Here is a 13,750-nt window from a genome sequence, read left to right as displayed (position 1 = left end):
TAAATCAGCTGCGCATAGGCAGCTTCAACGCATTGGCCGCAAAGCTTCAAGCGCTCAATGATTAACGGGAACAACTGTAGCGACGGTTTTACTTCAGCTGCGTTTTCTATAGCGGGATCCCTGTTTTTAGGCGTTATATAAAAACACTAACCATTGATTTTATTATGATAAATAATTTTTTTAAATTTATAGACAATGGGCTAAATAAAAAATTAAGTTCGTTTTTGGGGTCTAATTAACGTTATATTCTTGGAGCTAAATAAATGGCTACTGATCTATCATTGGCTAAAATATACTGCAACAATCTTGATGAAATCCGAAATCGATTATTGCTAGTAAATCATTTGGTAATGGAAATAAAACTTTAGGTAATGAGCGATCTGATTATGAAATTGTAGCTGTAAACTTAAGAAAAATTCTTGAGCTAATCGCATTTGGATCTTTAACCGCAAATAAAGATTTATATGCACAAACGTATGCAAAATTTTCTGAGCATTGGCGAATAAAACAGTTGTTTGAAAATCTTAAAAAAATCCATCCTGATTTTTATCCAAAAGCCTTAATGAAACCCACAATATCTTCGGGTACACCAAGGAATGTTCATTTTGAATTTGAGACTAATGGATTCCTTACCGCTCAAGAATTATTCGAATTATATGGCCATTGCAGTGAAGTTATTCATACTCATAATCCTTTCAAAGGCAATATAACCATTAATTTTCGTCTTTCGATTACAGACTGGGCGGCACGTATTGAAAAGCTACTTACTTTCCATTTATTTCGGCTTGCAGGCCTTCCTCAAGTATGGGTAGGGGAATTATCAGATCCGCAAAATGGTAAAGCACACGTTTATATTGCTAGCCCTAATTAAAAAATATAACACTACGTTCAACAGGGACTTGCTTCAGCGGTTCTCTCATGCAATTCTGGTAATTTATTTAAACAAATTCTCTTTACTTTGGTTTGAGGTAGGCCCGTTAACTTCACGTTAGACGACATGTCGCCTTTTTCTAAAACGAAGTTAAAACCTAGCTCAAGCAGGGTGGTGCAGCCAAGTAGGATGGGCAATTAATTGCCCACGAATATTGATCAATCCCCAACAACCGTTAAAGACATCCAGCTCAATGTAAACTAATGCCGATTAATACAACTCATAAAATTCAAAGTCTGGCCTTGCTAGGCATAGTCTCTACGGTTGCTTTTGAACGTATTGCCGCCACTGACTGGCGTTTTTTAAACAGCAAAGCGGGAATATTGATTTGCCTGTGGAGCGTGTTGCCTTATTTGCTGATGGCTTGTGCGACTGAACTGTTGAAAAATCCGCGTACTCAGTCTTGGTGGCTGGCGGTGTCAGCTGTGATGGTTATGTTGGCTATAATGGCTTATTACCATACCTTGCTTGTACAGCCAGATGCGCAAGGCGCATTGATTTTTCTGTTTTTGCCTTTGGTGCAGTGCTTGATTGCTTGTGTTGCGTTGATATTGATACGATTTCTGGCAGGGCGGGATAGATGAGAAAGTTTTGTTGCTGTTGATTTTATTTAACGGCACCGAGAATTGAGTGGTTAGATCTCTAATTAATCATTAAGGCGATCAGAGCCAAGTATTGTTAACTCATTACCCGCGCATTATGCTCGTCACTTAGGCTCACCTTTTGCAACCCTCTCAGCTTGAGATACACTGCTTGTGATTTCGTCATCTTGGCAGGCCTCATGGAAAAGCTGGAAAAATACCGCGTTAACCCTAAAAAATTCTCCCTCAAGCAATATTCTGCAGATGACCGCTCAGCGCGTAATGAAGATAAAGCGCAGGATTTAGCCGAGTTAGCCAAATTGACGGAGGCAATTAATGCGCGGCAGGATATTTTGCATGCTGAGGGCAAGCATAAGGTGATTTTGCTGTTGCAGGGCATGGATACCAGTGGCAAGGATGGCACAGTCAAGCAAGTATTTAGTGCTTGTGACCCGTTGGGAATTCGTCTGGCGAGTTTTAAGGCGCCGAGTGCTGATGAGTTGGCGCATGATTATTTGTGGCGGGTGCATGCGCAGGTGCCGGCCAAAGGTGAATTGGTGATTTTTAACCGTAGTCATTATGAAGACGTGCTGATTGTAAAGGTGCATGGCTGGATTGATGAGGGGGAATGTAAACGCCGTTACCAGCAAATTAATGATTTTGAGCGCATGTTGACCGAGACAGGCACTACTTTGATTAAGTGTTTTTTACATATCTCTAAAGAAGAGCAAAAAGAACGCTTGCAAGAGCGCTTGGATGAGCCGACCAAGCATTGGAAATTTAACCCCAAAGATCTTGAGGAGCGCGCGCTTTGGGATGACTACATGCAAGCGTATGAATCTGCCATGCAAGCCACCTCTACAGAATATGCCCCTTGGTATGTGATCCCGGCCAACTCAAAAACCAACCGCAACCTCCTGATTTCTCGCCTATTGCTGGAGACTTTAAACGCGTTGCCATTGGCTTATCCACCTAAACCAAAAGAGTGGGATGCGTTAAAAATTAAAGACTAAGCGCTGGCCCTGCAGAATTTAATGATTTTACGCTGTGAGAATACGCGGTAGTTACAGTTTAATAGGCGAATTGCGATTATCATCAATCCCATGAGTTTACGTTTCAGGTTAAATCTTTTAGTCACCATGCTGTCGCTGGTTTTTCTGGTCGCGGCAGGCGTGGTGCTTGTGCGCGATACCAAAGACAGTATTCGTGAGCGGGTAGAGGCGGCTACGCGGGTGACGGTGCAATTGCTGGATACGGTGATTGTCAGTTCAGCCATGAATCCCAGCCTGGGTCCTACGCATTATGTGTTGCAAGATTTTTTGCGCTCCCTGGGCTATGTGCGTAGCAGCCGTATCGAGTTATACGACTATTCCAATAATCCTTTGTACATTTCACCGACTTCAACGTTTAAATCTGAGATCAATCCCCCAGAGTGGTTTGTAAAACTAGTGGCTCCCAAAATTGAGACGGTGACGCGTCGTATCCGCTACGGTACATTGATTATCACCTCCAGTGCAGAAGGCTCTATCCGTGAGGCCTGGTCGGGCTTCTTGCAATTGATGACCATGGGGATCGGTTTTTTCGTGCTACTTAACCTGCTGGTGTATGGCTTGCTGAGTCATGCTTTACGGCCGGTCAGGCACATCTTGCATGCCATTAACCGCATAGAGCAGGGCGACTTAACTGCACGACTGGAACGCTTTTCAGTGCCTGAGTTTGACAAGATTGGGTTGAGCCTCAACCAGATGGCGGTGTCGCTGGATGCGGAAAGGCAATTGGAGCAGAACCGCCAGTTGACACAGCTAATTCAGCAGCATATTGAAGACGAGCGCCGTAGCCTGGCACGAGAGCTACATGATGAGCTGGGGCAATATGTAACCGCGATCAAGACTTTTGCGGTCGCCATTGTCAATAAAACCAGGGAAAATGCGCCTGACATTGCTGCCAGTGCACAAACCATCGTCGCTGCAGCCAACCATATTTACGATGGTATGCATAATATTATTCGCCAGTTGCGTCCGGCTGCCATGGATAACATGGGGCTGGTAGAAACGCTACGCGATATGGTGTCAGGCTACCAGGCACAGCATCCTGAATTGAATATTCAGTTACATGTGTCTGGAGAATTCCAGCCGCTGGGAGAAAATGTGAACATCAACCTCTACCGGATTGTGCAAGAGGCGGTGAATAATGCCATTAAACATGCCCATGCCCAATGCATCAACGTACATCTGCTGACGGATACCGAGGGTTTGCGTCTGATGATTTGTGATGACGGGGTAGGCATGCAAATAGAAACGGTAGATCAAACACAGCATTTCGGCCTGCTTGGCATACGTGAGCGTGTCCAGGCCTTGCATGGCCAGTTTAAAGTGGTTTCACAGCCGGACGCCGGTCGCGGAACCACTCTGGAAATTAGATTGCCTATACAATCAGCATAGAATAAAAGGGGGAGATAAACGTGATTAGTGTAATGCTGGTGGATGATCATGCCGTGGTCAGGATGGGCTTTAAAATGTTGCTCGAATCAGACCAGGACATCAAAGTAATTGCTGAGGCCGAAAGTGGTGAAGCTGCCATCAAGGCCTATGTCGAACACCAGCCCCAAGTAGTGGTGATGGACATCACCATGCCCGGCATCGGTGGTATGGAGGCGATTGAGCGTATTTTGGCCAAAGATAATCATGCACGTATTCTGGTGCTGTCTGCGCATGAGGATTCCGTGCATCCGAAACGCGTGCTGAATGCGGGCGCTATGGGTTATGTGACCAAACGTAGCGCGGCCGAAGAGCTGATTAAGGCAATCCGCAGTGTGGCGCAGGGTAAGAAATATATTGAAGCCAGCGTGGCGCAGCAAATGGCCATCCAGCAGTTGTCCGGTGAGCAGAATCCGGTCGATGTGCTCAGTGAACGCGAATTTGAAGTGTTTATGTCGCTGGCCCGCGGCAAGTCAACCAACGAAATCGCAGAAACCTTATTCCTGAGTCCGCGTACCGTGGGGACGCATTTGTACAATATCAAGCAAAAACTCAACGCGCAAAACTCGGCGGAGATTGCACTGATTGCTATGCGTTGCGGATTGCTGGAGCCTTAAAGTAATTTTCAGAGGTGCGAATAAAAGCCATTCTTTTAAGAATGGCTTTTTACATTGTGAAAACGCTATCGCTTGATGCGCGTACTGAATATGCCAAAAGCAGCAATCAGTAACATCCCGGCAATTTCGTGCAGGCTCAAGGTTTCCCCCCACACAATCATGCCTATCAACGTGGCAAACACGACGGTGCTATACGCCAGACTGGCTACCGTCAGGGTGTTGCCGGTGCGATAAGCACGCGTCAACGCCAGTTGGCTGAAGGTCGCCGATATACCCAGGCCAGTTAATAATGGCAAATCTTGCCAGCTTAGGGCGGTCATATGGTCAATGAGCATCCAGGATCCGCTGGCAACAGTGCAAACCAAGGTAAAGTAAAACACAGTTCGCCAATCCGGCTCGCCTTGTATGCCTAACTGTTTGACGTGAACGTAGGCCAGGGCGGCGCCTATGCCTGAGAGCAGGCCTATGCCGCCAGCAAGCAGTTGGTCCCTATGAAACGTTGGTTGCAGTAGCAGGCAAATGCCAGCAAATCCACCTGCGACGCACATATTCAACACTAACCGCTGTTGACGTGTCAGTGGTTTGTCACCTGTCAGCAGCCATGGCGAGAGCAGGGCCAGGAACATCGGTGAGGTGTAGTTAAGCGTGATCGCTGTGGCGAGCGGTAAATGCGCAATGGCATAGAAGAACAGTAGCAAGGCTGTGAAGCCTATGCCTGCCCTACGTAGCTGCATGGCAAGCAATGGCGTTTTCAAGGGCTTGCGTTGCCAGCAGACAAGCGCCGCAATCATCAGGAAACCAAACGCAGAGCGATAAAATACCAGCTCACTGGTGGTGAAGCGCGCTGAGCCTGCTTTCACAAAAGCTCCCATGATGGCAAACCCTAACCCTGCCAACAGCATCCAGTAACTGCCAAGGCGCCAATGCAAGGGGTGCCAGTGTTTGGGATGCCAGTGACTGACTTGTCGGGACTTTAGCAAACAGAAGCCTAGCGCTGTAAATGGTCAGGCAGATGTGGCTCCATCTGCTTGCGGTACCATTGATGAAAGTGTTCCAGACCAGTTTCCATGGGATGCTGGTAAGGGCCGCGTTCATCTTTGCCTAGCATAAACAGCCCTTTTCGGCCGTCATGCATGCGCTGGCAAATTTCTTTGTCTTCAACCGCTGTTTCAAAATAAGCCGCCTGTTGAGCCTTAATATACTCACGCTCAAACAGGGCAATATCTTCCGGATAATAAAACTCCACCACATTCTGGCAAGATTCTATGCCGGTGGGAATAATGTGCGAGACCACCAGCACGTTTGGATACCATTCAATCATGAGAAATGGGTAGAGTACAAACCAGATCGCGCCATACTTAGGCGTAGTGCCTTGCTGGTAATCAGTCACCGCTTGTTGCCATTGTTTGTAAACAGGGGAGAGGCTGTAATCCGGCAATGGTTTGTAGCCAACCGTTTGTACGCTGTAATGCTCGCCAAACTCCCAGTTCAGTTCACCGCAATCGACAAACTGGTTCAGGCCCGGGTGGAAAGGCCCGACATGATAGTCTTCAAGGTAAACCTCAATAAACGTTTTCCAGTTGAAATCGTAATGATCCACAATGGCGGAATCAAAGTGGTAGCCGGTAAAGTCGAAATCTTGCTTGCACCCGAGCTGTTTAAGGATATTCGCAATCTCCAGGCCTTTTTGCTTGCTGGCCTGATCATTGGCTTTAAATAACAGGCCTTGCCATTCAGTCAGGGCCTGTTTTTCGAGGTGCAGGCAGGGGTTTTGTTCAAAATGCGGCGCACCTAGCAGTTGCCCGCCTAAATCATAGGTCCAACGATGTAACGGGCAAACAATGTGCTGGGTATTGCCCTGGCCATTGAGCATCACGGCTTGGCGGTGGCGGCAAATATTGCTGATGAGTTGAGGTTTACCCGCTTGATTTACCAAGGCTGTAGCATTGTGCATCCAGTCCAGGGCGCGATAATCACCCGCATGGGGGATCATGCGCTCGTGGCCAAGATATTGTGGAATCTTGGCGAACAGGTGTGCCTGCTCCAGCGCATACATCTCCGGATGCAGATACCAATCGACAGGTAATTGTGCGAAGCGAGTCTGGTTTTGTTCTTTGTTTAAAGAGGTGACAGAACCCATATGCCCAACTGATTAATCACTTGCAAAAAAGGTGAATTGTGCCCGAAAAGGGGGTAAATGAAAAGTCAGACCCCCTTTATCTACTGTAAAAATCTGGTTCAATCATTTGATTTTAATCAAAAAAATGTAGGGTTCATATCAGGCTGCCCCAAGACTGGTGCGCATTTAAGGCGAAAACGAGGCTTAACCAACTCAAATAAATTCAGTTATAATGTTGGAGGTTTCTATGTATAACTATACGTAAACGATTATTGCAATTTTTAGGAGCAATCGAATGGCAAACTTATTAGATCAGTTGAAAGCAATGACAACCATCGTGGCTGACACTGGTGATGTTGAAGCAATCAAAAGTGTTAAACCTGTGGATGCAACCACAAACCCATCTCTGGTGTTGAAAGCCAGCCAAATCCCAGAATACGCACCGTTGATTGACACTGCCATTGCTTATGCAAAAGCACAAGGTGGTTCCAAAGAGCAACAAATTGAAAATGCTGCTGACAAACTGGCAGTATTGATTGGCGCTGAAATCACTAAAGTGGTTCCAGGCCGTATTTCTACAGAAGTAGATGCACGTTTGTCTTTCAACATCGATGCGATGATTGCTAAAGGCCGTAAATTGATCAAGTTGTACGAAGAGTCTGGCATCAGCAAAGACCGCGTACTGATCAAACTTGCTTCTACCTGGGAAGGTATCAAGGCTGGTGAGCAGCTGGAAAAAGAAGGTATCCAGTGTAACCTGACATTGTTATTCGGTTTCGGCCAGGCGCGCGCATGTGCTGAAGCTGGCGTGTTCCTGATCTCCCCATTCGTTGGCCGTATCCTGGACTGGTACAAAGCGAAAAATCCAGGGACTGAGTACACTCAAGAAACTGACCCAGGTGTAGTTTCTGTTCGTGCAATCTACCAGTACTACAAAGAGCACGGCTACAAAACCGTTGTGATGGGTGCTTCTTTCCGTAACACTGGTGAACTGATTGCGCTGGCTGGTTGTGACCGTTTGACCGTGTCCCCAAACCTGCTGCAAGAATTGGCAGCGACAGAAGGTACATTGGCTCAAGTGTTGAAAGACGGTGGCAAGACTAAAGACGTGCCAGCTAAAATGACTGAAGAAGAATTCCGCTTCCAGTTGAATCAGGACGCCATGGCGACTGAAAAACTGGCAGAAGGTATTCGCGGTTTCGTGGCTGACCAGAAAAAACTGGAAGACGCTTTAGCCGCAAAACTGTAATATCGCACTGCGATAATGCAAACGGGCAGGAACCTGCCCGTTTGACTTTTAAGTCAGGCACAAATGGGCCTGCAACATTGACTTATTTTGGCTGCAAGCTTACTATGAGCGACCAGCTTGAATTGGTAGTACGCTAGCAATAGCATTTAAATTTTAATTTTTGGAGAAAAACATGGCATTAACACAAATGGCATTAGACTCATTGGATTTTGACGCAACTATCGCTTTGGCAGAAAAAGTTGCTCCACACGTTGACATCCTGGAAATCGGTACACCATGCATCAAGCACAACGGTATCAAATTGCTGGAAACTCTGCGCGCTAAGTTCCCAAACAACAAGATCCTGGTTGACCTGAAAACTATGGACGCTGGTGAGTACGAGTCTGAGCCATTCTACAAAGCCGGTGCTGACATCTGCGTAGTATTGGGCGTATCCGACATCGGTACAATCAAAGGCGTAATCAAAGCAGCTAACAAATACGGCAAAAAAGCTCAAGTTGACCTGATCAGCGTTGAAGACAAAGTTGCTCGTACTAAAGAAGTTGCTGCTGCTGGTGCTCACATCATCGGTATCCACACTGGTTTGGACCAACAAGCTGCTGGTCAAACTCCATTTGCTGACCTGGCTGCTGTTGCCGGTTTGAACCTGGGTGTTGACATCTCTGTTGCTGGTGGCGTTAAAGCTGCTACAGCTGCTCAAGTACGTGACGCTGGCGCGACTATCATCGTTGCTGGTGCTGCTATCTACGGCGCTGCTGACCCAGCTGCTGCTGCTGCAGAAATCACTGCTATCGCTCACGCTTAATTCATTTAAGTATCAATAAGTAATTATTGATCAGCGAGACAAAAAACCCGACTCAGCAATGTGTCGGGTTTTTTATTCAATTATTTTTGTTTACACAGGATTAAAAAATGGATCATCAACAATTTATTCTGGATAACCTGAAGCGTATTCTGGATGTGACTGATAAATCAAAAGCCGCTGAATTGCTGAAGCTGGTTGACGAAGCCGGTTCCACATTTATCGGTGGTGCAGGCCGTTCTTTGCTGGTTTCACGTTTCTTCGCGATGCGTTTGGTGCATTCTGGCTACAGCGTTTACATGATTGGCGAAGTGGTGACTCCAGCCATCAAAAAAGGTGACTTGCTGATCTTGGTTTCTGGCTCTGGTGGTACTGCAACCTTGTTGCCATTTGTGAAAAAAGCCAAAGAAGTGGGCGCTAAACTAGTTGTTATCTCCATGAAGAAAACTTCTGCCATGGCAGATGTGGCTGACCTGGTGATCCAGATTGGTCAGGATGACAGCTTCCCATTGGTCAAAGGCATGCCTATGGGCGGTCAATTTGAATTGTCCACCTTGGTCTTCCTGGAGGGTGCCATTTCTGAGCTGATCCACGCAAAAGGCCTGACTGAAGAAGGTATGCGCGCGTTGCACGCTAACTTGGAATAATTTTCAGATTATCCTGGCGATAAAAAACCGGCTTTTAAGCCGGTTTTTTATCGCTTATTCAGTCGCCTTGTAGGCAAAATCTGCGGCCGCGATTTTCTTTTGATGCAAGGCGCTGGCTACCAGCACACCAGATGCACCTGCCTGATCTAACGCATGAATATCCGCCATTTGCCTGACGCCGCCGGCGGCATATAGCTGTTGGTGGGGCAGTTTTCGCTTGATCGTGGCCATTTTCTCAATATCAGGACCTTGATTGGCGCCAACTTTAGGCAGGCTCATGAGTATGGTCGGTTGTGTCCACAGTGTTGCATGCTCCTGTAAATCTGTTGGCCCATGAAATCCATCCTGGAAAAAATCCAGAGACAGTACGGCTTGGGTAGTCATTTTGCGCATGGATTGGTAGGCCTCTAGGTCAGGCATTGATTCACTGGCGATGATGGGTCTGATGCCGCTGTCTAGCCAGGGCTGCAAGTCCTCGCTGTTTTTAAAGCCAGCATCCACCCACCATTGCAGTGCCGGAAAACTTGCCATGGCCTGTTTGATCAGTTTTAAATGCGAGGGATGGCCTGTGATTGCATTTAAATCAGCAATATACAGGCAGTCAAACGCATAAACTTGTAAAATAGCAGCCACCACATCGAGCAGGGCATGACTATCCGTCAGTTGTGATTGAATTGGACGATAATGCTGGCGTTGCCCCTGTACGGCCTGTACCACCTGGCCATGCATCAAATCGATGACGGGAATAATATGCACAATAAATCTCGCTTGAAAATCTGGGTCTGTGAATATGTCAGCGCTGGCGGCCTCGCTTCCGAGCCTTTGCCTGCCAGCTTGTTGCAAGAAGGCTTGCTGATGCGTGATGCATTGCTGGCCGATCTGTCTGCGCTAGGCGTTGATTGTATCACTAGCCATGACAGTCGCGTTGCAGCGCCCCAACATGCTGCTAGCCACGCTGTTCATCCCGATGAAGATCCGTATACGCATTGGCGTCAGCAATTAAGCACGCATGATATTGATGCCTGTTGGGTCATCGCACCAGAAACGGGTGGCATTTTGTATGACATGCATACCCTGGTACAAGCGGCGAACAAACCCTGGATAGGCTGCACAGCCAAAGGCATTCACCAAACCAGCGTCAAATCGCTCATGACTGACATGTGCCAGCAAGCAGGTGTTCCTGTCTTGCCTTATGTGTTTCTAGATCAGGCGGAGCCTCTGGAAAGCCTGCCCTGGTACGGTGATGCCGTATTGAATGGTTGGGTCATTAAGCCAGATGATGGCGCTGGGTGTGAGTCAACCTATTACTTTAATAATATGTTGGAACTTATTGAATTTACAAATAAAAATAAATTAAATGAGTTGGTTTCTTCATCTCGTTGTCTTCTGCAACCTTACTTGCCAGGGCGTGCGTTAAGCATGTCTGTCTTATCTACCCTAGACCAGGTAAAAGTCATTGCCGGGCATGAACAATTGATTACAGTACAAGAGAGTATGTTCCGTTTTCAGGGCGCGGGCGTGAATCAAGCGGCTGACTATCTGCCCGCCATGCAAGACCTTGCTGAACAAGTGCATCGTGCGATCCCCGGCCTGCTTGGTTATTGGGGGGCTGACATGATATTGACGGCGGACAATCAATTAATCCTGGTAGAAGTCAATCCACGCTTAACCACGCCTTATATGGCTTTGTCTCAATTACTCAGCACCAATCCGGCTGAAATGATCCTGGATGCCGTATTGAACCAGTTGCTAAACCCTGCTATTGCAAAGTCCTCAACGACACTGACCTTGACAACGGCTGCAATCGCTCGTGAGGAATCTTTGCCAGTATGAAACCACCAGTAATAGGTTGGGATATAGGCGGTGCGCATGTGAAAGCCGTGATGCTGGATAGCCAAGGCCAGATTGTACGGGTATCGCAACAGGCATGTGCCTTATGGAAGGGGTTGCCTTTGCTTGAAGCTGCGATCCAGCATGTATTACATGAATGGAGCATAGAATTGGAACGCTGTGATCATGCGGTGACGATGACGGGTGAACTGGTCGATTTGTTTGATAACCGCTTGCAGGGGGTGTGTGCTATTGCGCAAACGGTGAATGCTTATTTGCCACATGCCGGGTTCTATATGGCATCAGCAGCACAAGGCGCGCAGTTTACAGCCAAGGTTGAAGGGAATGAACCACATATTGCCTCCATGAACTGGCATGCTTCTGCGCAATGCTTGGCTACCATGCAAGAAGACTCTCCATTATTGGTAGTGGATATTGGGAGTACCACCACTGATATTACTGTATGTGATCAACAACAAGTGCAGCCTGCGGGTTGGACCGATGCTGAACGAATGGCCAGCCAGAGTTTGTTTTATACAGGAGTGGTGCGAACGCCTTTAATGGCATTGGGTCCGACGATACAATGGCAAGGAAAAACTCGCCACATTGCGGCTGAATATTTTGCAACAACCGCGGATGTTTACCGCGTGCTTGGCGAATTATCACCTGACTATGACATGGCAGATACAGCGGACGGGCAAGGGCGGTCGGTGGTTGATAGTATGCGGCGTCTGGCGCGCATGGTCGGACACGACCTTGCTGATACAGATGAACCGACTTGGCAATCATTGGCCGAAGTATTTAAAGAAAAGCAATTGGAAGTATTAATGCGGGCTATCCATATGACGCTCAATCAAGCGTCCACTCAACCAGTGTCCTTGCTAGGGCTCGGCGCTGGCAGTTTCCTTGCAGAGGCCTTGGCGCGAAGGTTGCAGATGCCTTACCAGGCGGTCTCTGGCTTACTGCCAGCAGCTCACGCACAATTAAAAATAGATGCAGAGGTGTGTTTTCCTGCCTATGCGGTGGCGAGGTTATGGCAAATATGGCATTGATCACGCTTGAGTTACCTTATGCTGAAGGCATACACTGGTTAAGGCAGGTCAGGCATCTGGCTTGGCCCATGTTGCTTGAGAGCGGAAGGGTTGAGACGTCCCCAAGCAAGACAACTCATATACAGGCAACCAAGGATGAAGAAGTCAGCCTGGGTGCCCGGTTTGATATTGTCGTCGCGGAGCCAGTCGCCAAAATCATTCATCGCCGGCCATATACCGAAGTGCATGCCAATGGCGCAGTGCAGCAATCAGAAGATGACCCTTTCGGCGTTATTCAGCAGTGGCTGTTGTTACATCAGGTGGAACGTAGCGCTGATATCCCCTTTGCCGGGGGAGCGCTAGGCTATTTTTCTTACGACTTGGGGCGCAGTATCGAAACGTTGCCGGAACTGGCGAATGAGGATATGCCACTGCCAGAATTGCTGGTGGGTATTTATGACTGGGCGATTGTGGTGGACCACCATTTTGGGCAGTGCAAATTAGTGTCACATGCCAAATTCACAGAGCGCAAAGCTCTCAAAGCCTTGCATCAGCAGTTGCTGCAAACACGAGTCGAAGAGGTGCTGTCTCCTTTTGAAGTACATGGCGAGATAGAAGCCAATATGAGCCAGAAAGACTATGCGCAGGCTTTCCAGCGTGTGAAAGAGTATATCCGGGCGGGAGATTGTTACCAGATCAACTTGGCGCAACGCTTTGTCGTCGATGTCCAAGGCGATGCTTGCGCAGCTTATGACCAGTTCAGGCAGTTGAGTCGCGCGCCCTTCATGGCATATTTACAAGTGGATGATGGCAAGGGGATGCCTTTTGCCGTCCTCTCCATGTCGCCGGAACGCTTCCTGCAGGTCATTGACCAAAAAGTAGAAACACGGCCGATCAAAGGTACGCGACCCAGGCACCAGGACGCCGCTCTGGATGCAGGGGTCGCGCAAGAGCTGGCTAATAGCATCAAGGACAGAGCCGAAAACCTGATGATTGTGGATTTACTACGCAATGATATCGGCAAGGTGTGTGAAGTCGGATCGGTCAAGGTCGATGCGCTTTTTAAATTGCAACGTTTTACCAACGTACACCACTTAGTGAGTATTGTTCGCGGGACTTTGGCCGCAGGTTTTCACGCATTGGATTTATTGCGGGGTTGTTTTCCTGGCGGCTCCATTACCGGTGCACCAAAATTGCGAGCCATGGAAATTATTGAAGAGCTTGAGCCTCACCGGCGCGGCATCTATTGTGGCAGTATCGGTTATATCGGTTTTGATGGTAGCATGGATACGAATATCGCGATAAGAACGTCTGTGATATGCAATCATCGCATGACCTTTTTTGCCGGTGGTGGCGTGGTGGCAGACTCCGATTGCGCGCGTGAATATCAGGAAACTTTTGACAAAGCTTCGCAGTTCTTCAAGCTTGTGGCCGCTTATAACAAAGTGAAAACTCGGGAACAATAA

The 13,750-nt window shown here is 47.7% G+C and carries 14 protein-coding genes; 11 read left to right on the top strand and 3 right to left on the bottom strand.

Going from position 1 to position 13,750, the window contains the following annotated elements:
• Positions 1-511 precede the first annotated feature (511 nt).
• The 5 genes from F463_RS14925 to F463_RS0101675 all read left to right on the top strand — a co-directional run bounded on the left by F463_RS14925 (position 512) and on the right by F463_RS0101675 (position 4,606).
• Positions 512-871 (top strand): hypothetical protein, encoded by a 360-nt coding sequence (locus F463_RS14925; RefSeq protein ID WP_154650007.1) that lies wholly within the window; start codon positions 512-514, stop codon positions 869-871.
• A gap of 263 nt (positions 872-1,134) precedes the next feature.
• Positions 1,135-1,515 carry a hypothetical protein gene (locus F463_RS0101690; RefSeq protein ID WP_018985305.1) on the top strand — a complete coding sequence of 127 codons (381 nt, stop codon included), beginning with the start codon at positions 1,135-1,137 and terminating at the stop codon, positions 1,513-1,515.
• Between the two features lie 197 nt (positions 1,516-1,712).
• Positions 1,713-2,525 carry a polyphosphate kinase 2 family protein gene (locus F463_RS0101685; protein WP_018985304.1) on the top strand — a complete coding sequence of 271 codons (813 nt, stop codon included), beginning with the start codon at positions 1,713-1,715 and terminating at the stop codon, positions 2,523-2,525.
• Positions 2,526-2,651: 126 nt separating this feature from the next.
• On the top strand, positions 2,652-3,953 hold the full coding sequence (locus F463_RS0101680) for an ATP-binding protein (protein WP_018985303.1): 1,302 nt from the start codon (positions 2,652-2,654) through the stop codon (positions 3,951-3,953).
• 14 nt (positions 3,954-3,967) lie between these two features.
• Positions 3,968-4,606, top strand: a complete 639-nt coding sequence (locus F463_RS0101675) for a response regulator (protein WP_026295211.1) — start codon at positions 3,968-3,970, stop codon at positions 4,604-4,606.
• A gap of 65 nt (positions 4,607-4,671) precedes the next feature.
• Here F463_RS0101675 and F463_RS0101670 read toward each other — a convergent pair whose 3' ends face one another.
• Together F463_RS0101670 and F463_RS0101665 are read right to left on the bottom strand one after the other, a co-directional pair.
• Positions 4,672-5,535: a DMT family transporter gene (locus tag F463_RS0101670; protein WP_281163705.1), complete on the bottom strand. Its 864-nt coding sequence runs from the start codon at positions 5,533-5,535 to the stop codon at positions 4,672-4,674.
• A gap of 59 nt (positions 5,536-5,594) precedes the next feature.
• The gene (locus tag F463_RS0101665; protein ID WP_018985300.1) at positions 5,595-6,746 is read right to left on the bottom strand and encodes an aromatic ring-hydroxylating oxygenase subunit alpha; all 1,152 of its coding nucleotides are present in this window, start codon (positions 6,744-6,746) and stop codon (positions 5,595-5,597) included.
• Between the two features lie 274 nt (positions 6,747-7,020).
• Between F463_RS0101665 and tal the strand changes: the two genes are divergently transcribed.
• The 3 genes from tal to hxlB all read left to right on the top strand — a co-directional run bounded on the left by tal (position 7,021) and on the right by hxlB (position 9,423).
• A complete protein-coding gene (gene tal / locus F463_RS0101660) occupies positions 7,021-7,974 on the top strand; it encodes a transaldolase (RefSeq protein WP_018985299.1) in 954 nt (317 codons plus the stop codon).
• 172 nt (positions 7,975-8,146) lie between these two features.
• Complete coding sequence (hxlA, locus tag F463_RS0101655; RefSeq protein WP_018985298.1) at positions 8,147-8,779, top strand: 3-hexulose-6-phosphate synthase; 633 nt, start codon at positions 8,147-8,149, stop codon at positions 8,777-8,779.
• Positions 8,780-8,886: 107 nt separating this feature from the next.
• Positions 8,887-9,423 carry a 6-phospho-3-hexuloisomerase gene (gene hxlB / locus F463_RS0101650; protein WP_018985297.1) on the top strand — a complete coding sequence of 179 codons (537 nt, stop codon included), beginning with the start codon at positions 8,887-8,889 and terminating at the stop codon, positions 9,421-9,423.
• Between the two features lie 54 nt (positions 9,424-9,477).
• Here hxlB and F463_RS0101645 read toward each other — a convergent pair whose 3' ends face one another.
• Positions 9,478-10,179 (bottom strand): HisA/HisF-related TIM barrel protein, encoded by a 702-nt coding sequence (locus F463_RS0101645; RefSeq protein WP_018985296.1) that lies wholly within the window; start codon positions 10,177-10,179, stop codon positions 9,478-9,480.
• Here F463_RS0101645 and F463_RS0101640 point away from each other — a divergent pair.
• From F463_RS0101640 to pabB, 3 genes are read left to right on the top strand one after another with little or no spacing between them, the layout of a single operon-like run.
• A complete protein-coding gene (locus tag F463_RS0101640; protein ID WP_018985295.1) occupies positions 10,174-11,256 on the top strand; it encodes an ATP-grasp domain-containing protein in 1,083 nt (360 codons plus the stop codon). The two genes, F463_RS0101645 and F463_RS0101640, sit on opposite strands and share 6 nt — an antisense overlap.
• A complete protein-coding gene (locus F463_RS0101635) occupies positions 11,253-12,305 on the top strand; it encodes a hydantoinase/oxoprolinase family protein (protein ID WP_018985294.1) in 1,053 nt (350 codons plus the stop codon). Before F463_RS0101640 ends, F463_RS0101635 begins: the two co-directional genes overlap by 4 nt.
• Positions 12,296-13,750 (top strand): aminodeoxychorismate synthase component I, encoded by a 1,455-nt coding sequence (gene pabB, locus F463_RS0101630; RefSeq protein ID WP_018985293.1) that lies wholly within the window; start codon positions 12,296-12,298, stop codon positions 13,748-13,750. Before F463_RS0101635 ends, pabB begins: the two co-directional genes overlap by 10 nt.

Origin of the sequence: Methylophilus methylotrophus DSM 46235 = ATCC 53528 (assembly GCF_000378225.1) — a bacterium.
GTDB classification, from domain to species: Bacteria; Pseudomonadota; Gammaproteobacteria; order Burkholderiales; family Methylophilaceae; genus Methylophilus; species Methylophilus methylotrophus.
The sequence above is the reverse complement of the archived record's forward strand: the minus strand, read 5'-3'. Positions and strand labels throughout refer to the sequence as shown.